Source organism: Kitasatospora sp. NPDC059577 (genome assembly GCF_042735475.1).
GTDB lineage: Bacteria > Actinomycetota > Actinomycetes > Streptomycetales > Streptomycetaceae > Kitasatospora.
On record NZ_JBHWBZ010000007.1, the window covers coordinates 5725 to 27483 of the forward strand.

The window sequence follows — 21759 nt, forward strand, 5'->3', positions numbered from 1 at the left end:
TCGGGCTGACGCCCCCGCGCCCTCCCCCCGCGCGCCCGGTTCCCGCGCGCCATGTCCCCGCGGGGCCGTGTGCCGCGCGCCGCGCCCCGGGGGGGCCGCGCCGCGCGCCCGTCTCCGTGCACGAGCCGGAAAGACGACGGCGCCCGGCCCCGAGGCCGCGTCGTGCGCGGCTGAGTCCGCTGCCGTGCCCCCGAGTAGGACGGCAGCGATGACGGCAGGCGGTGCTGCCCCGCCGACAGCGGGGCGTGACCGTCTCCGGTCGGGGGTCAGCTTTCGGCGAGGATGTGGGACAGCTCCCGGTCGAGGTCGAAGTGACGGTGTTCGGTGCCGGGCGGCACCGCGGCGTCGGTCCGCTTGAGGAACGACTCAAGCGCCCGGGCCGGGGCCTCCAGCAGGGCTTCTCCTTCCGGAGAGCTCAGCGCGATGCAGACCACCCCTTGCCCGTGGCTGCGCGACGGCCACACCCGGACGTCGCCGGTACCGGTGGGTCGGTGCAGCCCCTCCGCGAGGAGATCTCGGGCGAACACCCACTCCACTGTCTCGTCGGCGCCCGTGTGGAACGTGGCGTGCACGGCGTAGGGGTCGGCGGTGTCGTAGCGCAGGCCCGCGGGAACGGGCAGTGAGGACTCGCTGGACACGATGAGGCGCAGGTGCAGCTCGCAGCTGACCGTGGTGTTCATAAGCGCCATGGCCTTTCGCTCAGTGTGCGCTCGGGGAATCGCACGTCGGCGAACGGACCATCCCACCCCCAAGACCGATGTAAACCCCTCTGTCCCGATTCGGGCGCGAGTCGTACCCCTGACGGCGCATTGCGGATTCGTCCCGGAGCGGGTGGGCCGGGCATTACCGAGGCGCTTCTTGGTTAGTTTCCTGGCATGACTGTGCGAAACGACAAGACGGCCGGGAACACGAGAACGGGTGAAGCGATCACCCCGGATGACGTCGTCGACGGCGGCCGGGAGGTCGGCTCGCGGGCGCCGGCCTTCGTGCGCCGCTCCCGCGGGCTGCACCGGGTCTGGCAGGCGGTGGTCTTCGTGGCCGGCCTCGCGGTGGTCGGGCTCGGCGTGGTGATGCTGCCGATGCCCGGTCCGGGCTGGGTGGTGATCTTCCTGGGCATGGGGATCTGGGCGACCGAGTTCGCCTGGGCCCGGCGGGCCCTGCGCTGGACCCGCCGCAAGGTCGCCGAGGCGGCCCGGCGGGCGATGGACCCCCGGGTGCGCCGTCGCAACCTGACGGTCACCGCGCTCGGGCTGGCCGTCGTCGTCGGGGCGGGCGGCTGGTACCTCGCCCGCTACGGCCTGACCCTCCCCTGGCAACCGGACGAGAGCTGAGCGGGCCGGCCCCGGGGTCGCGGACGGGGAGCGTGTTCGGAGCACCCTCCGGGATGCGGTAATGTTTTCCCTGCACCCGGGCGATTAGCTCAGCGGGAGAGCACTTCGTTCACACCGAAGGGGTCACTGGTTCGATCCCAGTATCGCCCACCGGAATGCATTGTGATACGTGAGGCCCAGCCGATTATCGGCTGGGCCTCACGTGTATTTCCGGAAAGCGCCGAAGAGTCGTCACTAATCCGCTGAGGCGCAGTCACCTTCCGCGCGGAGCGCGAGTTCTGCGGATGCGTCGGGGGACTCCGGAAGGACGAGTTGTACGACGACCTCCGAATGGTGCTACAGTTCATCTCGTTGCCCGGGCGATTAGCTCAGCGGGAGAGCACTTCGTTCACACCGAAGGGGTCACTGGTTCGATCCCAGTATCGCCCACCCGGACAGCACGCAGGCCCTGACCAGGAAACCGGTCAGGGCCTGCGGTGCGTTCCGGGGCCGATTGCCGGACCGTCCGCTACGCCGCCGCCTCGCAGCCGTGCTCCGGCTCCATCCGGCGCCCGCAGCCGCACCGGGCCGGCCGCAGCGGCCAGGACGGGTCCACCCGTTCCGCCACCCCCGAGCGGTCGAACCAGCTCTGCAGCCCGCGCGCCTGCGCCGCGTGCCAGACCGTCTGCCGCAGGTGCAGTTCGGCCGCCGTCAGCCCGCCGAGCGCCGCCGGGTAACGGGCACCTATTCGACGGGTCAGCGCCAGCGCCGCCGTCGCGTCCGCCGCCGCGTCGTGTGCCCCGGCCAGCTCCACGCCGTAGTGGGCGCACAGGTCCGTGAGCGTCCGGCGGCCCTTGCGGTAGCGGTCCACGTGCTTGTCCAGCACCCGCGGGTCCAGCACCAGTAGCCCCGCCGCGTCCAGACCGCCGATCAGCGTCAGCCCGTGATGGCGGCGCAACTCCCGGTCCAGCAGCGTCAGGTCGTACGGCGCGTTCATCACCACCACCGGGTGCCCGGCCCGGGCCTCGGCCGCGAGCGCGCGGACGACCTCCGCCACCACCGTACGGGCCGATCGGCCGTGCAGCCGGACGTGCTCGTCGGTGATGCCGTGCACCGCGCGGGCGCCGTCCGGGATCGGGACGCCCGGATCGGCGAGCCACGTGGTGGTCCGCACCGGTGCGCCCGGGGCGGGTTGGACGACCAGGGCGGCCGAGACGATCCGGTCGTTCTCCACGTCCACGCCGGTGGTCTCGGTGTCGAAGGAAGCGAGTGGGCCGGTGTACCAGTGCTGCTGCATGACTGCCCCTCAGGCGTGCGTTCCGCGCCCGGTTGATACCCGGTTCTGACGGTGCTTCAACCCGTTTGGCCCAGGCTCGACCGGGGATCCTGCCCATGACCGTCCCGTTCGAATCGACTGCCCCGTTCGAACCGGACGGGCCCGGACCCGGGGGAGGCCGCGGGGCGATGGCACTGACACAGCCGCAGCCCGAGGAGGCATCGGCCGTCCTGCGGGGGAACCTCGCGGTGACCGCCTGCATGGAGACGCTGCAGGTCGGCTACCTGCACGCGGTCGCCGCCGCGGCCGGCTGCTCGCTCTCCCAGCCGTTCCCGGACAACGGCATCGACTGGCAGGTCAACCACGGCTCCCGGGCGCACCGGGTGGACGACGAGGTCACCCTCAAGATCCAGCTCAAGGCCACCCAGCAGATCGCGCCCGACCCGGCCGGACGGTTCTTCAGCTTCACCCTGGACAACGACCACCTGCGCAAGCTCGCCCGGGCCAGGGTCGCCGTGCCCCGGATCCTCGTCGTGATGCTGCTGCCGAGCCGGGTCGACCACTGGCTGCGGGCCCGCCCGGACGCCCTGGAACTGCGGCACTGCTGCTACTGGGTCAACCTGGCCGGCCACCCGGTCACCGGACAGCGGCGGACCAACGTCCGGGTGCCCACCGACAAGGTCTTCGACGACCGCGCGCTCTGCGACATCATGGCCCGGGTCGGCGCGGGCGGCAGCCCGTGACCGCCCGGCCCCGGCAGCGAGGAGCCGAACCCATGACACCGCCCCGCGGACCGGGCGAGCCGGCCCCGGCACTGCCCGACCCCGCCACCGTCGACCCCGCGGTGCTGGCCACCCTGCTCGCCCGGCACGGCTGGGTCCGCCGCGGCGGACCGGCCGCCCGCTACGGCCGCTGGACCCCGCCCGACGACGAACCCGGCACCAGCCTCCTCGTCCCGGCCGGCGACGGCTTCGACGACGCCGTCGACCTCCTCGCCGACGCCGTCACCGCGCTCTCCCGCTCCCGCACCCCCTCCGCCCGGTCGATCCTGCTGGCCCTGGCCGTCCCCGGCGACGAACTGTGCTGGCGCCGGGAACCGCCCGGCCCCGCCGAGGCCACCCCCTGGGACGAGGCCGAGTGCCTCCGGCGGGCGGCGCGCGGGATGCTCGCCGCCGGGGCCAAGGCCGCCCGGACCAGGGCCGCCCACTTCGGCGCCCGGCTGGACGGCCCCGCCGGGGACTTCCTGGACCGCGTCCTGGTGGTCGAACAGGGCGCCGCCCTCACCGCGCACACCCCCGCCCCCGAGGGCCGGGCCGCCGTCACCACCCTCGTCCGCGCCCTGGAGGCGCTGCGCGACGCGGTCGACTACTGCCGGGTCAGCGGCGGGCCCGAGGCCTTCGAGAACGCCGTCCGGGCCGGAGTCAGCCGGGAACTCGTGCGGTCCGTCGAGGAACTCGTCCGCGGCGCGACGGCCGCCCGGCTCACCGTCGCCTGGTCGGCCGCCGCGGGGACGCCGGGCGGCTTCGGGGACCGCCGGATCGTCCTCGACTTCTCGCCCGGGGACCTCCCCGCCCTCACCGAGGCCGCCGACCTGCTGGAGCGGATCGAGCCCGCCGTCGCCGTCACCGTCGTCGGCGTGGTCACCCGGCTCAAGCGCGCCGACCCGGCCGGACAGGGCGCGGTACGGCTGCGCGTCCTCGCCGGCGCCGAGGTCCGCGAACTCAAGCTCCGGCTGCCCGACCCCGACTACCGGCTCGCCGCGGAGGCCCACCTCGCAGGCCTCCCGGTCCGGGTCTCCGGCCGGCTGGAGAGCCGCAGCGGCTTCCGCCGACTGACCCGCCCCGAAGGCTTCGAACTGTGCGGCTGGGAGGACGAGGACCGCGAGCGGTTGCTGAAAGGCCTGGCGGAGGGCCCGGGGGAGAGCAACGAGGGCGCGTAGCGGGGCGGGCCGCAGGGGCGGAGGCGGGCGGCAGGTGGACGGCGGGGGCGGCGCTCTCGGTACCATCGTCACGCGCAGCGCAGTGTTGCGTCCTCTGAAATCCAGCACGTCAGGAGAGACCGGTGACGGACGTCCGGGTAATCATCAGCCGCGAACCCGATCGGGAAGAGCGCGTGGTGACGACGGGCACCACGGCCGCCGAGCTCTTCGCCGACGACCGCTCGATCATCGCCGCCCGCGTCGCGGGCCAGCTCAAGGACCTCGCCTACGCCGTCCAGGACGGCGACGAGGTCGAGCCGGTCGAGATCGGCAGCAAGGACGGCCTCGACATCCTGCGCCACTCCACCGCGCACGTCATGGCCCAGGCCGTTCAGCAGCTCTACCCCGAGGCCAAGCTCGGCATCGGTCCGCCGGTCAAGGACGGCTTCTACTACGACTTCGACGTCGAGAAGCCCTTCCACCCCGATGACCTCAAGGCCATCGAGAAGAAGATGCAGGAGATCATCAAGCGCGGGCAGAAGTTCTCCCGCCGCGTGGTCACCGACGAGTCCGCCCGCGAGGAGCTGGCCGCCGAGCCGTACAAGCTCGAACTGATCGGCCTGAAGGGTTCCGCCGCCACCGCCGGCGAGGGCGCCGACGTCGAGGTCGGCGCCGGCGAACTCACCATCTACGACAACCTGGACGCCAAGAGCGGCGAGCACTGCTGGGGCGACCTCTGCCGCGGCCCGCACCTGCCCAGCACCCGGCACATCCCGGCCTTCAAGCTGATGCGCAACGCGGCCGCCTACTGGCGCGGCAGCGAGAAGAACCCGATGCTCCAGCGCATCTACGGCACCGCCTGGCCGTCCAAGGACGAGCTGAAGGCCCACCTCGACTTCCTGGTCGAGGCCGAGAAGCGCGACCACCGCAAGCTCGGCAACGAGCTGGACCTCTTCTCCATCCCCGAGGAGATCGGCTCCGGCCTCGCCGTCTTCCACCCCAAGGGCGGCATCATCCGCCGGGCGATGGAGGACTACTCGCGCAAGCGGCACGAGGAAGAGGGCTACGAGTTCGTCTACACCCCGCACGCCACCAAGGGGAAGCTCTTCGAGAAGAGCGGCCACCTCGACTGGTACGCGGACGGCATGTACCCGCCCATGCAGCTCGACGAGGGCGTGGACTACTACCTCAAGCCGATGAACTGCCCGATGCACAACCTGATCTTCGACGCGCGCGGCCGCTCGTACCGTGAACTGCCGCTGCGCCTCTTCGAGTTCGGGACGGTGTACCGCTACGAGAAGTCCGGCGTCGTGCACGGCCTGACCCGTGCCCGCGGCTTCACGCAGGACGACGCCCACATCTACTGCACCCGTGAGCAGATGGCGGAGGAGCTCGACTCCACGCTGACCTTCGTGCTCAACCTGCTCCGCGACTACGGTCTGACCGACTTCTACCTGGAGCTGTCGACCAAGGACCCGGTCAAGTACGTCGGCAGCGACGAGACCTGGGAGGAGGCCACCGCCGTCCTGGCGAGCGTGGCCGAGAAGCAGGGCCTGCCGCTGGTGCCGGACCCGGGTGGCGCGGCCTTCTACGGCCCGAAGATCTCGGTGCAGGCGAAGGACGCCATCGGCCGGACCTGGCAGATGTCGACCATCCAGCTCGACTTCAACCTGCCGGAGCGCTTCGACCTGGAGTACACCGCGGCGGACGGTTCGCGTCAGCGTCCGGTCATGATCCACCGTGCCCTGTTCGGCTCGATCGAGCGCTTCTTCGCGGTGCTGCTGGAGCACTACGCCGGCGCCATGCCGCCGTGGCTGGCCCCGGTCACCGTGACCGGCATCCCGATCACCGACGAGCACGTGCCGTACCTGCTGGAGGTCGCGGCGGAGCTGAAGAAGCACGGGATCCGGGTCGAGGTGGACACCTCGGACGACCGCATGCAGAAGAAGATCAGGAACGCGCAGCGCAGCAAGGTGCCGTTCATGCTGATCGCGGGCAACGACGACGTCGAGGCGGGCGCGGTGTCCTTCCGCTACCGCAACGGCGAGCAGAAGAACGGCGTTCCGGTCGCGGACGCCGTCGCCGAGATCGTGGACGCGGTCAAGAACCGGATCCAGGTGTGATCCGGTAGCACGACCGTCACGCGCGGGGCAGGCTCTCGATGAGTCTGCCCCGCGCGGCTTTGCATCCACCGTCGGGCGAATATGCTGATCAGCATGACGACTGAGCCGGAACTGCAGCGGGGCGTCGGGGAGCCGGACGGCTTCCGCCGCCTGTGGACCCCCCATCGGATGGCGTACATCCAGGGTGAGAACAAGCCCACCGGCCCGGCTCCGGACGACGGTTGTCCGTTCTGCTCGATCCCGTCGCTGAGCGACGAGGACGGGCTGGTCATCGCCCGGGGGAGCGCCGTCTTCGCGGTGCTGAACCTGTACCCGTACAACGGCGGGCACCTGATGGTGGTCCCGTACCGGCACGTGGCCGACTACACCGACCTGGACGGGGCGGAGACGGCCGAGCTGGCGGACTTCACCAAGAAGGCGATGACCGCGCTGCGGGCGGCTTCCGGGGCGCACGGTTTCAACATCGGGATGAACCAGGGCGCGGCGGCCGGCGCCGGGATCGCGGCGCACCTGCACCAGCACGTGGTGCCGCGCTGGGGCGGGGACACCAACTTCATGCCGGTGGTCGGCCACACCAAGGTGCTGCCGCAGCTGCTGGCGGACACCCGGAAGATGCTGGCCGAGGTCTGGCCGCAGGGCTGACCCGGACCGGACGCGGACGCCGGAACGCGGAGGGGCCCGTCACCGACGAGATCGGTGGCGGGCCCCTCCGCCGTGCGGGGCCGGCTCAGCCTGCGTTGAAGGTGTCGACGTCGTACGGCCGGGGGCTCTGCGCCTCGGACTTGATGATCGAGGTGCGGGTCTTGAAGAAGCGGTCGGCGTCGAGGTCGTGCTCCTGCAGGAACTCCAGGGTGGCGCTGTGGACCGCGTTGAGCACCGGGACGGAGGCGTTCATGGCGTTGTCGACCATGGAGCGGTTGTCCCAGGCGCGGCCGGCCCAGATGTGCCGCAGGCCGAACGGCTCGGGCAGGCCGAGCCCGCCGCCGAGCCAGCCGAGCAGGCCCGGCATCCGGTAGAAGGGGGCGCGGACGGCCTGGCGGACGACCTCGTCGTTGTCGATCAGGGGGAGCTTGACGGTGCGCTCCTCCCAGAACTTCACGGTCTTGGAGACCGACTTCTCCTTGTCCTTCGGCTTGTCGAAGAAGACGCCCTTGACCGGCCCGAGGGCGTAGCCGGACACCGTGATGTTGAGGACGTTGGCGAGCAGGGTCACCGTGACGGTGAAGGTGAGGACCAGCTTGCCGTCGTGGGTGATGAACTGGGTGGCGAGGTAGTGCCGGGGGCCGCCGGAGAAGGTCTGCTTGTCGGCGATGCTCTGCACGGCGAAGTCGCGCATCCGGTCGCCGTCCATGTCGGCGTTGCCGGGGCGGCTGATCTCGTCGGCGCCCTCGCCGATGTCGAAGACCACCCACTGCTTGATGGTGACGTTGGGCATGCCGCTGTTGGCGACGTGGCTGATGCCGAGGCCCTTGAGGTGGGAGGAGATCCGGCGGACGAGGTCCCAGGGGTGGAAGGCACGGAAGTCGGCGTGGCCGTCGGCGGGGTGGAGGGTGTCGGCGAGGCGCCACTCGCCCCAGCGGCGCCCGGCGCCGAGGATGCCCTTGGGGCCGGCGTAGTGGTGGACGTTGGTCTCCTGCTCGGCGTCGAGGCGGCCGAGCTTGTCGCGCAGGGTGGTGGCCTTCTTGTCGAGGTCGTCACGGGGGACGGCCTTGGCGACGGTGGCGGCGACGGCGGAGCCCTCGACCAGCGCCTGCCAGCGGGCGCGCAGGTCCTTGGCGGAGCGTTCGACGATCCGCCGGGCGAGGTACCAGCCGATGACCGGGGCGAGCATCGTGACGCGCAGGTAGACGCCGAGGGCGCCGGCGGCCGGCGGGCGCAGCACGAGGAAGACGGCGAGTGCGGCGGCGAGCGCGAGGACGATGCCGCCGTAGACGCCGGCGTTCTTCGGGTTGTCCCGTTTCAGCCAGGCGCGCACCTGGAAGGCGGCGAGCCAGAGCAGGGTGCCGGGGAGGAAGAGCGCGCCGGTGACCAGGGTGACGGTGGTCAGCTGCCGGTCTCGGGTGTTGCGCAACTCCTCGGCGGCCAGGCAGTGTTCGACGACCTGGCGGGTGTCGACGCCGAAGGCGGGGACGATGGGTTTGCGGTCGCCGCCGAGGGCGCGGGAGACCAGGGCCTTGCTGAAGGCCTCGCCGAGGTTGGGACGGAAGAGGGCGAAGCGGCCCTTCTTCTCCTTGGCGTCGGCGACGGCCGTGACGAAGTCGCCGATCTCGCCGTCGCGGTACGCGGCCGAGGAGAGCGCCTGGGTGACGGCGGTCTGCGGGCCGGCGTCGGTCCGGGGTATCTGCGCACCCGGGGTCATGTCGAGTGTGGTCACGGTGGCGTCCCCTCCTCCCCTTGTCAGCGGCAGGTTACCGTGCTGCGGCACCCCGGCGCGGATGATCGTCTGAAGTACCGTCACGTTCGAGCCGTGCCGGACCCGAGAGGCATGATGCCCAGGTTCGGGCCGGTCGATACCCGCCGGGGCGGGGCGCGGTGGGGTGGAGGAGGATGGTGGGGGAGCGAGGAAAGGGGAGCCGCTGTGAAGGATCCGGTGCTGGTCTTCGACGGGGACTGCGCGTTCTGTTCGTCCTGCGTGCGGTGGGCGGAGCGGTACCTGCGCCAGACGCTGGCCTCGGGGGGCTGGGAGGCGGTGGCCTTCCAGTTCGCGGACCTCGGGGCGCTGGACGGGCTCGCGGGCGGTCGGGGCGAGGTGTCGGCCGAGCGGGCCGAGCGCGAGGTGCTGTGGGTGACGCCGACCGGGCGGGTGCACGGGGGCGCACAGGCGGTCGCGCGGTTGCTGATGCGCTCCGGTGGGGCGTGGGCGTACCTGGGCGCGGTGTTGACGGCGGCGCCGGTGCGGCCGGTGGCGGGTGTGGTCTACCGCTGGGTGGCGCGCAACCGGCACCGGATGCCGGGGGGCACGGCCGCGTGCGCGCTGCCGAACCGCGGGCCCGTCCGGCCCTGAGCCCGTCCGGGTGACGCCGACAGCCGCCCGGGCGGCTGTCGGCTGTCGGCGGTGGGTCGGTGCGGTCCGTACGGCCTGGGCGCTCAGTCGGTCTGGCGCTCGGCCAGGGCGGCGGGCATGGGTTCGTGGCGCAGGTAGGCGCGGGAGAACTCGGCGGTGCCGTGGGTGAGGGAGCGCAGGTCGATCGGGTAGCGGACGAGTTCGAGTTCGGGGACCTCGGCCCGCAGCAGGGTGACGCCGGGGCCGGCGGTTTCGGTGCCGAGGACGCGGCCGCGGCGGGCGGAGAGGTCGCCGAGGACGGCGCCGAGGTAGTCGTCGGGCAGCAGGACGCTGACGGCGGCGACGGGTTCGAGCAGGCGGATGACGGCGTGTTCGGCGGCGTCGCGCAGGGCGAGGGCGGCGGCGTTCTGGAAGGACGCGTCGGAGGAGTCCACGGAGTGGGCCTTGCCGTCGGTGAGGGTGACCCGGACGTCGACGAGTGGGTGGCCGGTGGAGACGCCCTTGGCGAGCTGGGCGCGGACGCCCTTCTCGACGGAGGGGATGAAGTGCTTGGGGACGGCGCCGCCGACGACGTGTTCCTGGAACTCGAAGCCCGAGCCGGCCGGGAGGGGTTCGACCTCGAGGTCGCAGATGGCGTACTGGCCGTGCCCGCCGGACTGTTTGACGAGGCGTCCGTGGCCGGCGGCGGCGGTGCCGAAGGTCTCGCGCAGGGCGACCTTGGGTTCGACGGTGTCGACGTGGACGCCGTGGCGGGTGCGCAGGCGGTCGAGGACGACCTCGGCGTGGGCCTCGCCGGTGCACCAGAGGACGAGCTGGTGGGTGTCGGGGTTCTGTTCGAGGCGGAGCGCCGGGTCCTCGGCGGTGAGCCGGGTGAGTCCCTGGGAGAGCTTGTCGTCGTCGGCCTTGCTGTGGGCCTCGACGGCGATCGGTAGCAGGGGTTCGGGGAGGGTCCAGCCGTCGAGTTCGACGGGGTGGCCGGGGTCGTGGACGGTGTCGCCGGCACGGGCGGTGGTGAGTTTCGCGGCGCAGACGAGGTCGCCGGCGACGGCGTGCGGGACGGGGCGCTGGACCTTGCCGAAGGGGCTGGTGAGGCCGGTGACGCGTTCGTCGCCGTTCTGGTCGGCGGTGTGGGCCGGGCCGACGAGGTGGATCTTGGTGTCGGGGCGCAGGGTGCCGGCGTACACGCGCAGCAGGCTGATCCGGCCGACGTAGGCGTCGCCGGTCACGCGGATGACCTGGGCGGCGAGCGGGGCGTCGGGGTCGCAGTCGGGGCCGGGGCGGGTGCGTTCGGTGGGGTCGGGGAAGGTGTGCGCGATGAGGTCGAGGAGTTCGGCGGCGCCGAGGCCGTTCTCGCTGGTGGGGACGGCGGGGTGGAGGGTGCAGTCGAGGACTTCGCGGCGCAGGCCGGCTTCGAGGGAGTCGGTGTCGAGGGTGTCGCCGGAGAGGTAGCGCTCCATGAGGGTGTCGTCCTGGCCGGAGATGGCCTCGACGAGGCTGTCGTGGGCGGGGCCGGTGTCGGGGAGCGGGGTGGCGTCGCCGTAGGTGTCGCCGGTGAGCAGGTCGACGCTGCCGTCGGGCCGGCCGTCGTGGAGGACGGGCAGGAAGAGCGGGCGGAGGGTGTCCGGTCCGAGTTCGAAGGCGTCGTGGCAGACGGCGAGGATGTCGTCGAAGCCGGTGCGGGCGACATCGAGTTTGGCGACGGCGATGGCGCGCGGGACGTTTTCGGCGGCGCACTCGCGCCACAGCGTGCGGGTGGAGGCGGTGACCGGGTCGGTGGCGGAGACGACGAAGACGGCGGCGTCGGCGGCGTGCAGGGCGGCGCGCAGGTCCGCGGTGAAGTCGGGGTGGCCGGGCGGGTCGAGCAGGTTGATCTTGACGCCCTTCCACTCGAGGGGCAGCAGCGAGAGCTGGACGGAGCGCTGTTGCTGGTGCTCGATGTCCTCGTGGTCGGAGACGGTGGTGCCGTCGGTGACGCGTCCGGCGCGGCCGGTGGCGCCGGCGGCGTGGGCGAGGGACTCGGCGAGGGTGGTCTTGCCCACACCGCTGGAGCCGATGAGGACGACGTTGCGCAGGTCCCGGGGGCCGGTGACGGCGGGTGCCTGGCCGGCTCGTGCCGTGCTGCGGTCGGGCATCGGGGTCTCCTCCCGTGGCGCCGAGGCTGTCCTTCGCAGTTTAGGGCCGGTCTTCGAGCCGCCGCCTGTGCGGCGGGGCCGGGGTGGGCGTCGCACGGCCGGGCGGTGACCGTACGTGTGCGTGCCGTGGCGGGGGTGCGGTCCGGCGGTGCGTGCGGTGGAGCGTGTCCCGGGCGTGGCTACGATGGGTGCGCCGGACGGGCTGATCCGTCCGGCCGTCTGCCGCGCGTGTTGCGCCAGGCGGGTATCCGGGAGATCGGGGCGGCTGGGAAGGCCATGCTCAACAAATACGCGCGTGCCTTCTTCACACGTGTTCTGACCCCGTTCGCCGCGTTCCTGATCCGTCTGGGTGTGAGCCCGGACACCGTGACGCTGGTCGGGACGGCCGGTTCGGTGGCCGGTGCGCTGGTGTTCTTCCCGCGCGGGGAGTTCTTCTGGGGCACCATCACGATCACGCTGTTCATCTTCTCGGACCTGGTGGACGGGAACATGGCCCGTCAGCTGGGCCGGACCAGCAAGTGGGGGGCGTTCCTGGACTCCACGCTGGACCGGGTCGCGGACGCGGCGATCTTCGGCGGCCTGGCGATGTGGTACGCCGGCAAGGGCGACGACAACCTGCTGTGCGCGGTGGCGATCTTCTGCCTGGCGAGCGGTCTGGTGGTGTCGTACACGAAGGCGAGGGCGGAGAGCCAGGGCCTGCCGTGTGACGTGTCGGGGCTGGTGGAGCGGGCCGAGCGGCTGGTGGCCAGCCTGGTGGCGGCCGGGATCGCGGGTCTGCACACGTTCGGCGTGCCGTACGTGGAGTGGCTGCTGCCGGTGGCGCTGTGGCTGGTGGCGGTGGGCAGCCTGGTGACGGTGTTCCAGCGGATGCTGACCGTGCGCCGGGAGGCGTTCGAGGCCGACCGAGCGGCGGCCGGGAGCTGATGGGGGGCGTCCTGCGGTGACGGACCGACTGGTGTACTGGGCGTACGCGCTGGGGTGGGGGCTGCTGAAACACCTCCCGGAGCCGGTGGCGCGGGGGCTGTTCGAGCGGCTGGCGGACTACGCGTGGCGCAAGCGCGGCAAGCGGGTGCTGCAGCTGGAGGCGAACCTGCGCCGGGTCCGTCCGGAGCTGGACGACGCCGCGCTGCGGTCGTTGTCGCGGGCCGGGATGCGCTCGTACCTGCGGTACTGGATGGAGTCGTTCCGGCTGCCGGTGTGGAGCCGGGAGCGGGTGGCCCGGGACGTGCAGGTGGACGGATTCGAGCACCTGCGGGCGGCGGTGGACACCGGCCGGGGCGCGGTGATAGCGCTGCCGCACATGGGCAACTGGGACCTGGCGGGCACCTGGGTGGCACAGCAGGGCTACCCGTTCACGACGGTCGCGGAGCGGTTGAAGCCGGAGCGGCTGTTCGACCGGTTCGTGGAGTTCCGGGAGGGCCAGGGCATGGAGGTCCTGGCGCTGACCGGCGGTTCGGTGAACGTGATCGGCACGCTGGCGCGGCGGCTGCGCGAGGGCCGGCTGGTGTGTCTGGTGGGGGACCGGGACCTGTCGGAGGCTGGCATCGAGGTGTCCTTCTTCGGTGAGGCGACCCGGATGCCGGCCGGTCCGGCGGCGCTGTGCCAGCGCACCGGTGCGGCGCTGCTGCCGGTGACGCTCTGGTACGACGGCCCGGTGCTGCGGGCGCGGATCCACCCCGAGGTGGCGGTGCCCGGGGAGGGTGACCGCAAGGAGCAGGCGCGGGCGATGACCCAGGCGATGGCGGCGGTGTGGGAGCGCGACGTCCGCGAGCACCCGGAGGACTGGCACATGCTGCAGAAGTTCTGGCTGGCCGACCTGCCGACCCGTGAGACGGTGAAGGAGCCGTCCGCGGTGCCCGCGGAATCGGCGCCCGAGCCCGCGGCCGAGGCCTCCGGGTCCTGACCGCCGACCCTTACGACTGTCCGAAGGAGCTTGAGGAACCCGTGAAGATCGGCATCGTCTGCCCGTACGACTGGGACGTCCCCGGCGGGGTGCAGTTCCACATCCGGGACCTGGCCGAGCACCTGATCGGCCTGGGGCACGAGGTGTCGGTGCTGGCGCCGGCCGAGGACGACGAGGCGCTGCCGCCGTACGTGGTCTCGGCCGGGCGGGCGGTGGCGGTGCCGTACAACGGGTCGGTGGCGCGGCTGAGCTTCGGCATCCTGTCGGCGGCACGGGTGCGGCGGTGGCTGCACGACGGGCGCTTCGACATCCTGCACGTCCACGAGCCGGCCTCGCCGAGCCTGTCGATGCTCGCCGCCTGGTCGGCGACCGGGCCGATGGTGGGGACGTTCCACACCTCCAACCCGCGTTCGCGGGCGATGATCGCGGCCTCGCCGATCCTGCAGCCGGGCCTGGAGAAGATGCGGGCCCGGATCGCGGTGTCGGAGTACGCCCGGCGGACCCTGGTGGAGCACCTGGGCGGGGACGCCGTGGTGATCCCGAACGGCGTGGACGTGGGCTTCTTCGCGGACGCCGAGCCGGACGAGCGCTGGACGGGCGGCGCGGCGAAGGGGCAGCCGGGCACGATCGGCTTCATCGGCCGGATCAACGAGCCGCGCAAGGGCCTGCCGACGCTGCTGGCGGCGCTGCCGCGGATCCTGGCGGAGCGGCCGGGGGTGCGGCTGCTGGTGGCGGGCAAGGGCGACGAGGCGGAGGCCGTCGCGGGCTTGGCGCCGGAGGTGCGCCGGCAGGTGGAGTTCCTCGGCATGGTGAGCGACGAGGAGAAGGCCCGGCTGCTGCGCAGCGTGGACCTGTACGTGGCGCCGAACACGGGCGGCGAGAGCTTCGGGATCATCCTGGTCGAGGCGATGTCGGCGGGCGCCCCGGTGCTGGCGAGCGACCTGGACGCGTTCAAGCAGGTGCTGGACGGCGGGGACGCGGGCGAGCTGTTCCCGGTGGAGGACGCGGACGCGCTGGCCCGGACGGCGTTGCGGCTGCTGGACGATCCGGGGCGGCTGGACGAGCTGCGCAAGGCGGCCTCGCGGCACGTGCGGCGGTTCGACTGGTCGACCGTGGGCGCGGACATCCTGGCCGTGTACGAGACGGTGACGGCGGGGGCCGCCGCAGTCGTCGAGGAGGACGAGCGCAGCGGGCGGCGCGGCCGGTTCGGGCTGGCCAGGGACTGAGCCCGCACGGTGGTGGGGCCGGGTCGGGCCCGGGTGTCGGTGGGGTTAGGGTCGGGCCGACCGTACTGCTTCACCGCATGGGGGAAGACGATGCCGCACATCTCCGTCGACTACTCGGCCGGCCTGGCCGGCGGCTTCGACCGCCGGGCGCTGGGCCTGGCGATCAACCGGCTCGCCGAGGACACCGTCGGCGCGAAGCCCGAGTCCTGCAAGACGCTGTTCCGGCAGAGCGAGGAGCTCGTGGTCGGTACGAGCGGGACCCCGGCCGACGTCCAGGTGTACGTCGAGGTCCAGATGTTCCCGGGCCGGACGCCGGAGGCGAAGGCGGCGCTCGGCGAGGGCGTCCTGGCGCTGCTGGCCGCGTACGTCCGGCCGGCGCCGGGCACCCGGCTGTTCACCGCCGTCAACGTGGCGGACATCGACCGGGAGAGCTACCGCAACGCGGTCGCGGTCGGCTGACGCCGGTCGGGCCGCCCGGTGACACCCGGTAACGTAGCGGCCCGTGACTACCTGGATCTGGGCCGGCGTGGCCGTGGTGCTCTTCGGCATGTACCTGAGTTGGACGGCCGGCCGCTTGGACCGGCTGCACGCCCGGATCGACGCCGCGCGGGCGGCACTGGACGCGCAGCTGGTCCGCCGGGCCTCGGTGGCGATGGAGCTGGCGACGTCCTCGCTGCTGGACCCGGCGGCGTCGCTGCTGCTGCTGGACGCGGCGCACGCGGCCCGGCAGGCCGACGACGAGCAGCGCGAGGTGGCGGAGAGCCAGTTGAGCCTGGCGCTGCGGGCGGTGCTGGAGGAGCCGGCGCAGGTGGCGGCGCTGGTGGCCGAGCCGGGCGGGGAGGACGCGGTTCGTGATCTGACGGCCGCGGTGCGCCGGGTGCCGATGGCCCGTCGGTTCCACAACGACGCGGTGCGGGCGGCGCGGGCGGTGCGCGAGCACCGGCTGGTGCGGTACTTCCGGCTGGCGGGGAAGGCGCCGTTCCCGATGGCCTTCGAGATGGACGACGCCCCGCCGCCCGCTCTCACGCCGGAAGGGGCGCCTGCATAGGGTGTCCGGGGATACGGCCCGTTTGTCGTATCCCTTCGCCCTGGCTGGACTTGGTGGCGCATGGAGGGGCCCCCTGTTCCGCCTACCATAGGGCGATAGCACTGGTTCATCTTCGAGTGAGGTCTCACGTGTCCACCACCCCCACCACCGCAGACCAGCCGCAGATCGGCACCGCCCGGGTCAAGCGCGGCATGGCCGAGCAGCTCAAGGGCGGTGTGATCATGGACGTGGTCAACGCCGAGCAGGCCAAGATCGCCGAGGACGCCGGGGCGGTCGCCGTCATGGCCCTGGAGCGGGTTCCGGCCGACATCCGCAAGGACGGCGGCGTGGCCCGCATGTCCGACCCGAACATGATCGAGGAGATCATCGCCGCGGTCTCCATCCCGGTGATGGCCAAGTCCCGCATCGGCCACTTCGTCGAGGCCCAGGTCCTGCAGTCGCTCGGCGTCGACTACATCGACGAGTCCGAGGTGCTGACCCCGGCCGACGAGGTCAACCACTCGGACAAGTTCGCCTTCACCACCCCGTTCGTCTGTGGCGCCACCAACCTGGGCGAGGCCCTGCGCCGCATCGCCGAGGGCGCGGCCATGATCCGCTCGAAGGGCGAGGCCGGCACCGGCAACGTCGTCGAGGCCGTCCGCCACCTGCGCCAGATCAAGAACGAGATCGGCCGGCTGCGCGCCCTGGACAACAACGAGCTGTACGCCGCCGCCAAGGAGCTGCGCGCCCCGTACGAGCTGGTCAAGGAGGTCGCCGAGCTCGGCAAGCTGCCGGTCGTGCTGTTCTCCGCCGGTGGCGTGGCCACCCCGGCCGACGCCGCGCTGATGCGCCAGCTGGGCGCCGAGGGCGTCTTCGTCGGCTCCGGCATCTTCAAGTCGGGCGACCCGGCCAAGCGCGCCGCGGCCATCGTGAAGGCCACCACCTTCTACGACGACCCGAAGATCATCGCGGACGCCTCCCGCAACCTGGGCGAGGCCATGGTCGGCATCAACTGCGACACCCTGCCGGAGACCGAGCGCTACGCCAACCGCGGCTGGTAGTCGCCCCGCGGGTTCCGAAGGTCAGGGCCCGCCGCAGCGCTTCGGCGCCGCGGCGGGCCGCGCCACGTACGTCCGTAGTAACGATCGATTGAGGTTGAAGACCGTGAGCACTCCAGTCATCGGCGTCCTCGCCCTGCAGGGCGACGTCCGCGAGCACCTGGTGGCGCTGGCCGAGGCCGACGCGCTCGCCCGTCCGGTGCGCCGCGCCGAGGAGCTGGCCGAGGTCGACGCACTGGTGATCCCCGGTGGGGAGTCCACCACCATGTCCAAGCTGGCGCTGCTGTTCGGCGTGATGGACCCGGTGCGCGAGCGGGTGGCCGCGGGGATGCCGGTGTACGGCACCTGCGCGGGCATGATCATGCTCGCGGACAAGATCCTGGACGGTCGGGAGGACCAGGAGAGCGTCGGCGGCATCGACATGACGGTGCGCCGCAACGCCTTCGGCCGGCAGAACGAGTCCTTCGAGTCCGGGATCGCCTTCAAGGGCCTGGACGACGCGCCGGTGCACGGCGTCTTCATCCGCGCCCCCTGGGTCGAGGCGGTCGGCGCGGGCGTCGAGGTGCTGGCCGAGCTGCCCGCCGCGGACGGTCCGGACAGCCGGATCGTGGCCGTGCGCCAGGGCAACCTGCTGGCCACCTCCTTCCACCCGGAGCTGACCGGCGACCACCGGGTGCACGCGTACTTCGTGAAGATGGTCGAGGAGCACCTCGCGGCCGTCGCGGGCTGACCGCGGGCCGGGTGCGGGACGGGCGCGTGTTGACCGCGCGCTGACCGTGTGCACCTCACCGGTGACGACACCGGTAAGATCTCATCTGTTCATTTCCCTTTGGCGACGTAAAGGAGCTGGCGATGTCCGGCCACTCTAAGTGGGCTACCACCAAGCACAAGAAGGCCGTGATCGACGCCAAGCGCGGCAAGCTCTTCGCCAAGATGATCAAGAACATCGAGGTGGCGGCGCGCACGGGCGGTCCCGACCCGCAGGGCAACCCGACCCTCTACGACGCCATCCAGAAGGCGAAGAAGAGCTCGGTCCCGATCGACAACATCAACCGCGCCGTCAAGCGCGGTGGCGGTCTGGAGGCCGGCGGCGCCGACTACCAGACCATCATGTACGAGGGCTACGGCCCCAACGGCGTCGCCGTCCTGATCGAGTGCCTCACGGACAACCGCAACCGCGCGGCCTCCGACGTCCGCGTCGCGATGACCCGCAACGGTGGCTCGATGGCCGACCCGGGCTCGGTGTCGTACCTCTTCGCCCGCAAGGGCGTTGTCATCGTGCCCAAGGCCGACGGCGTGGACGAGGACAAGCTCTTCGAGGTCGTCCTGGACCAGGAGCCCGAGGAGATCAACGACCTCGGCGAGTCGTTCGAGATCGTCTCCGAGGCCTCCAAGATGGTCGCCGTGCGCACCGCGCTGGTGGACGCCGGCGTCGACTACGACTCGGCCGAGGCCAACTTCCTCCCGAGCATGCAGGTCGAGCTGGACGTCGACGGCGCCCGCAAGATCCTCAAGCTGATCGACGCCCTGGAGGACAGCGACGACGTGCAGAACGTCTTCGCCAACTTCGACATCTCCGACGAGGTCGGTGCGCAGCTCGACGCCGAGTGATCACTGCCCAGTGATCGTCGGTGGGTGATCGTTCCCACTGCCCGGCCCGGTGGTCCCAGGACCGCCGGGCCGGTGTCGTCGGTCGGGTTGTCGGACCCGGGCGGTAGCCTGCGGAGGTCCTTCGCCGCGAGTGGCGAGTCAGGGAGAGGCGGGGCGAGTGGTACGGGTACTGGGCGTGGACCCGGGGCTGACCAGGTGCGGGGTCGGCGTGGTCGAGGGCGCGCCGGGCCGGCCCCTGCGGATGGCCGGGGTCGGGGTGGTGCGCACGCCCGCCGACGCCGAGATCGGGCAGCGGCTGCTGCTGGTCGAGCAGGGCATCGAGGCCTGGCTGGACGAGCACCGGCCCGACCTGGTCGCCGTCGAGCGGGTCTTCGCCCAGCACAACGTGCGGACGGTGATGGGCACGGCCCAGGCCAGCGCCGTCGCGATGCTCTGCGCGACGCGCCGCGGCATCCCCGTCACCCTGCACACCCCGAGTGAGGTCAAGGCGGCCGTCACCGGCTCCGGCCGGGCCGACAAGGCCCAGGTCACGGCCATGGTGCAGCGCCTGCTGCGGCTGGACGCCCCGCCCAAGCCGGCGGACGCCGCCGACGCGCTGGCGCTCGCGATCTGTCACATCTGGCGCGGCGGGGCGACCAACCGCCTGGAGGCCGCCGTCCTGGCCGCCCGCGCCGCCCCCCGCTCCGAACCGGCGAGAGCCCGTTCCGCTTACCCGAGAGGTACTGCTCCTGTGAAAGGCACCGGCCGGTGATCGCCTTCGTTCAAGGGCCCGTGGCGGCCATCTCCTCGGGGCTCGCGGTGGTCGAGGTCGGCGGGGTGGGCATGGCGGTGCAGTGCACCCCGAACACCCTGGCCGGTCTGCGGCTGGGCGAGTCGGCCCGGCTGGCGACCTCGCTGGTGGTCCGGGAGGACTCGCTGACGCTGTTCGGCTTCGCGGACGACGACGAGCGCGCCGTCTTCGAGATCCTGCAGGCCGCGCCGGGCGTCGGCCCCAAGCTGGCGCAGGCGATCCTCGGGGTGCACAGCCCCGACGCGCTGCGGGCCGCGATCGCGAACGGTGACGAGAAGGCGCTGGTCGCCGTCCCGGGCATCGGCAAGGCGAAGGCGGCCAAGCTGCTGTTGGAGTACAAGGACAAGCTGGGCGCTCCGCACGGCGCGGTGCCCGCGCAGAAGCCGATCGCGAGCGGCCCGGCGCCGTGGAGCGAGCAGCTGCACTCCGCGCTGACCGGCCTCGGCTACGCCCCGCGCGAGGCGGACGAAGCGGTCGCGGCCGTCACCCCGGAGGCCGAGGCCCAGCAGACGCCGGACGTCGGCGCCCTGCTCCGGCTCGCGCTGCGGGGCCTCAACCGGGCCCGCTGAGACCACCTGACGATCTGTCCCTTTGTCGACTTCGGAGACCCTGGAGCACGCCACGATGTACGACTCGGAACCCGCCGACCGGCTGGTCACGGCTGCCGCCGACGGTGAGGACCAGGCGGTGGAGGCGGCGCTGCGCCCCAAGCTGCTGGACGAGTTCATCGGCCAGGAGCGGGTGCGCGAGCAGCTGTCCCTGGTGCTCCAGGCCGCCCGCAAGCGCGGCGCCGCGCCCGACCACGTCCTGCTGAGCGGGCCGCCCGGGCTGGGCAAGACCACCCTCTCCATGATCATCGCGGCCGAGCTGGGCGCCCCGATCCGGATCACCTCCGGCCCGGCGATCCAGCACGCGGGTGACCTCGCGGCGATCCTGTCCTCGCTCACCGAGGGGGAGGTGCTCTTCCTCGACGAGATCCACCGGATGTCCCGGCCCGCCGAGGAGATGCTGTACATGGCGATGGAGGACTTCCGGGTCGACGTGATCGTCGGCAAGGGTCCGGGCGCCACCGCCATCCCGCTGGAGCTGCCGCCCTTCACGCTCGTCGGCGCCACCACCCGGGCCGGCCTGCTGCCGCCGCCGCTGCGCGACCGCTTCGGCTTCACCGGTCACATGGAGTTCTACGCCCCGGCCGAGCTCCAGCGGGTGGTGCACCGCTCGGCCGCGCTGCTGGACGTCGAGATAGACCCGGCCGGCGCGGCCGAGATCGCCGGGCGCTCGCGCGGCACGCCCCGCATCGCCAACCGGCTGCTGCGCCGGGTCCGCGACTACGCGCAGGTCCGGCACGACGGGGTGGTCACCGCCGGGATCGCCGCCCAGGCGCTGGCCGTCTACGAGGTGGACGACCGCGGCCTGGACCGGCTGGACCGCGCGGTGCTGGACGCGCTGCTGCGGCTGTTCGGCGGCGGACCGGTCGGTTTGTCGACACTCGCGGTCGCCGTGGGGGAGGAGGCCGAGACGGTCGAGGAGGTGGCGGAGCCCTTCCTGGTCCGCGAGGGCCTGCTCGCCCGGACCCCGCGCGGGCGGATCGCCACCGCCGCGGCCTGGCAGCACCTCGGCCTGACCCCGTCGGTGCAGACCCCGTCGGTCCAGACCTCCCGGGGCGGTGTGCCGCCCCAGCCGGAGCTCTTCCCGGCCGACGAAAGTTGACCGCCATCGGCTGAACGGGTGAGCCGCGGTGGTGCGTTCCCGCCCGGTGCGGCCACCGCACCGCAAGGAGGAGCCGGGAACGAAGCCCGGGGAAACTGTGCAGGCGGAGGGTCGCCACTTTCGGCGGCAGGATGCGATGCTTGGCGTTGTCCGATCAGTTCGGGGTTGCATAGACTCCGCCGGACCGCCCCTCTCACCTGACGGGCCGACCCATACCACACAGGCCGCCGGCCGGCGGCCCGTAAAGGACCCTGGCTGCAGTGAACCTCATCATCCTTCTCCTCCCGATCATCGCGATCGTGCTCATGTTCCGGTCGCAGAAGAAGCGCCAGCAGCAGCAGCAGAGCATGCAGACCGCGCTGGAGCCCGGGGCGGGAGTGCGCACCATCGGCGGTCTGTACGCCCAGGTGAAGGCGGTCAACGACGAGACCGTCGAGCTGGAGATCGCGCCCGGCGTGGTCACCCATTTCACCAAGAGCGCGATCGCGGCCGTCCTGGACCCCCAGGAGTACGACGCGATCATCAACGGCCGCCCCGCCGACGACGAGTTCCCCGAGCCGGAGGCCGAGGACGCCGACGCCGAGCCGGTCGAGGACAAGCCGCTGTCGCTCACCAAGGACGGCGCCGAGAAGGGCGACGTCGAGGGCGGGGCTCCCGCGAGCAAGTAGTAC

At 72.3% G+C, this 21759-nt stretch carries 22 protein-coding genes and 2 tRNA genes; 20 read left to right on the top strand and 4 right to left on the bottom strand.

The features are described 5' to 3' along the window. Positions 1–266: 266 nt before the first annotated feature. On the bottom strand, positions 267–680 hold the full coding sequence (locus ACFV0O_RS08895) for an SsgA family sporulation/cell division regulator (protein ID WP_030056266.1): 414 nt from the start codon (positions 678–680) through the stop codon (positions 267–269). A gap of 195 nt (positions 681–875) precedes the next feature. Between ACFV0O_RS08895 and ACFV0O_RS08900 the strand changes: the two genes are divergently transcribed. The 3 genes from ACFV0O_RS08900 to ACFV0O_RS08910 all read left to right on the top strand — a co-directional run bounded on the left by ACFV0O_RS08900 (position 876) and on the right by ACFV0O_RS08910 (position 1760). Next, complete coding sequence (locus ACFV0O_RS08900; protein WP_380338331.1) at positions 876–1331, top strand: TIGR02611 family protein; 456 nt, start codon at positions 876–878, stop codon at positions 1329–1331. Positions 1332–1409: 78 nt separating this feature from the next. Continuing rightward, a tRNA-Val gene (locus ACFV0O_RS08905) sits at positions 1410–1481 on the top strand. Between the two features lie 207 nt (positions 1482–1688). Further along, positions 1689–1760 (top strand) — tRNA-Val (locus ACFV0O_RS08910). A 79-nt stretch (positions 1761–1839) separates the two neighbouring features. On the opposite strand, the gene ACFV0O_RS08915 is transcribed toward ACFV0O_RS08910, so the two are convergent. Next, positions 1840–2607, bottom strand: a complete 768-nt coding sequence (locus ACFV0O_RS08915) for an exonuclease domain-containing protein (RefSeq protein WP_380338334.1) — start codon at positions 2605–2607, stop codon at positions 1840–1842. A gap of 167 nt (positions 2608–2774) precedes the next feature. On the opposite strand from ACFV0O_RS08915, the gene ACFV0O_RS08920 reads away from it, so the two are divergent. The 4 genes from ACFV0O_RS08920 (at position 2775) to ACFV0O_RS08935 (ending at position 7269) form a co-directional block, all read left to right on the top strand. Further along, complete coding sequence (locus ACFV0O_RS08920; RefSeq protein WP_380338336.1) at positions 2775–3329, top strand: DUF4365 domain-containing protein; 555 nt, start codon at positions 2775–2777, stop codon at positions 3327–3329. A 32-nt stretch (positions 3330–3361) separates the two neighbouring features. After that, positions 3362–4525 (top strand): hypothetical protein, encoded by a 1164-nt coding sequence (locus ACFV0O_RS08925; RefSeq protein WP_380338339.1) that lies wholly within the window; start codon positions 3362–3364, stop codon positions 4523–4525. Between the two features lie 122 nt (positions 4526–4647). Next, the gene (gene thrS, locus ACFV0O_RS08930) at positions 4648–6627 is read left to right on the top strand and encodes a threonine--tRNA ligase (RefSeq protein ID WP_380338341.1); all 1980 of its coding nucleotides are present in this window, start codon (positions 4648–4650) and stop codon (positions 6625–6627) included. An 81-nt stretch (positions 6628–6708) separates the two neighbouring features. Beyond that, positions 6709–7269 carry an HIT domain-containing protein gene (locus ACFV0O_RS08935; RefSeq protein ID WP_360266278.1) on the top strand — a complete coding sequence of 187 codons (561 nt, stop codon included), beginning with the start codon at positions 6709–6711 and terminating at the stop codon, positions 7267–7269. An 85-nt stretch (positions 7270–7354) separates the two neighbouring features. Here ACFV0O_RS08935 and ACFV0O_RS08940 read toward each other — a convergent pair whose 3' ends face one another. Further along, on the bottom strand, positions 7355–9001 hold the full coding sequence (locus ACFV0O_RS08940; RefSeq protein ID WP_360266281.1) for a hypothetical protein: 1647 nt from the start codon (positions 8999–9001) through the stop codon (positions 7355–7357). 204 nt (positions 9002–9205) lie between these two features. Between ACFV0O_RS08940 and ACFV0O_RS08945 the strand changes: the two genes are divergently transcribed. Beyond that, a complete protein-coding gene (locus tag ACFV0O_RS08945) occupies positions 9206–9631 on the top strand; it encodes a thiol-disulfide oxidoreductase DCC family protein (protein ID WP_380338346.1) in 426 nt (141 codons plus the stop codon). An 83-nt stretch (positions 9632–9714) separates the two neighbouring features. Here ACFV0O_RS08945 and ACFV0O_RS08950 read toward each other — a convergent pair whose 3' ends face one another. Beyond that, positions 9715–11763 (bottom strand): elongation factor G-like protein EF-G2, encoded by a 2049-nt coding sequence (locus ACFV0O_RS08950; RefSeq protein WP_360266287.1) that lies wholly within the window; start codon positions 11761–11763, stop codon positions 9715–9717. 276 nt (positions 11764–12039) lie between these two features. Between ACFV0O_RS08950 and pgsA the strand changes: the two genes are divergently transcribed. The 12 genes from pgsA to yajC all read left to right on the top strand — a co-directional run bounded on the left by pgsA (position 12040) and on the right by yajC (position 21756). Next, entirely contained in the window at positions 12040–12687 is a 648-nt protein-coding gene (gene pgsA, locus ACFV0O_RS08955) for a phosphatidylinositol phosphate synthase (RefSeq protein WP_380338348.1), read from the top strand. A 16-nt stretch (positions 12688–12703) separates the two neighbouring features. Beyond that, a complete protein-coding gene (locus ACFV0O_RS08960) occupies positions 12704–13666 on the top strand; it encodes a phosphatidylinositol mannoside acyltransferase (RefSeq protein WP_380338351.1) in 963 nt (320 codons plus the stop codon). Positions 13667–13707: 41 nt separating this feature from the next. Continuing rightward, positions 13708–14892, top strand: a complete 1185-nt coding sequence (locus ACFV0O_RS08965; protein ID WP_380338354.1) for a glycosyltransferase family 4 protein — start codon at positions 13708–13710, stop codon at positions 14890–14892. Between the two features lie 90 nt (positions 14893–14982). Continuing rightward, positions 14983–15351 carry a 5-carboxymethyl-2-hydroxymuconate Delta-isomerase gene (locus ACFV0O_RS08970; protein ID WP_380338356.1) on the top strand — a complete coding sequence of 123 codons (369 nt, stop codon included), beginning with the start codon at positions 14983–14985 and terminating at the stop codon, positions 15349–15351. Between the two features lie 88 nt (positions 15352–15439). Beyond that, complete coding sequence (locus ACFV0O_RS08975) at positions 15440–15940, top strand: hypothetical protein (RefSeq protein WP_380338747.1); 501 nt, start codon at positions 15440–15442, stop codon at positions 15938–15940. A 128-nt stretch (positions 15941–16068) separates the two neighbouring features. Then, positions 16069–16980 carry a pyridoxal 5'-phosphate synthase lyase subunit PdxS gene (gene pdxS, locus ACFV0O_RS08980; RefSeq protein WP_380338359.1) on the top strand — a complete coding sequence of 304 codons (912 nt, stop codon included), beginning with the start codon at positions 16069–16071 and terminating at the stop codon, positions 16978–16980. 103 nt (positions 16981–17083) lie between these two features. Further along, positions 17084–17707, top strand: a complete 624-nt coding sequence (gene pdxT, locus ACFV0O_RS08985) for a pyridoxal 5'-phosphate synthase glutaminase subunit PdxT (protein ID WP_360266301.1) — start codon at positions 17084–17086, stop codon at positions 17705–17707. 122 nt (positions 17708–17829) lie between these two features. Beyond that, the gene (locus tag ACFV0O_RS08990; protein WP_360266304.1) at positions 17830–18588 is read left to right on the top strand and encodes a YebC/PmpR family DNA-binding transcriptional regulator; all 759 of its coding nucleotides are present in this window, start codon (positions 17830–17832) and stop codon (positions 18586–18588) included. Between the two features lie 157 nt (positions 18589–18745). Beyond that, complete coding sequence (ruvC, locus tag ACFV0O_RS08995) at positions 18746–19339, top strand: crossover junction endodeoxyribonuclease RuvC (RefSeq protein WP_380338364.1); 594 nt, start codon at positions 18746–18748, stop codon at positions 19337–19339. Further along, on the top strand, positions 19336–19947 hold the full coding sequence (gene ruvA / locus ACFV0O_RS09000; protein ID WP_380338367.1) for a Holliday junction branch migration protein RuvA: 612 nt from the start codon (positions 19336–19338) through the stop codon (positions 19945–19947). The genes ruvC and ruvA overlap by 4 nt, the downstream gene beginning before the upstream one ends. 55 nt (positions 19948–20002) lie before the next feature. Further along, on the top strand, positions 20003–21088 hold the full coding sequence (gene ruvB, locus ACFV0O_RS09005; RefSeq protein WP_380338749.1) for a Holliday junction branch migration DNA helicase RuvB: 1086 nt from the start codon (positions 20003–20005) through the stop codon (positions 21086–21088). A gap of 260 nt (positions 21089–21348) precedes the next feature. Next, positions 21349–21756 carry a preprotein translocase subunit YajC gene (gene yajC / locus ACFV0O_RS09010; protein WP_380338370.1) on the top strand — a complete coding sequence of 136 codons (408 nt, stop codon included), beginning with the start codon at positions 21349–21351 and terminating at the stop codon, positions 21754–21756. Positions 21757–21759 lie beyond the last annotated feature (3 nt).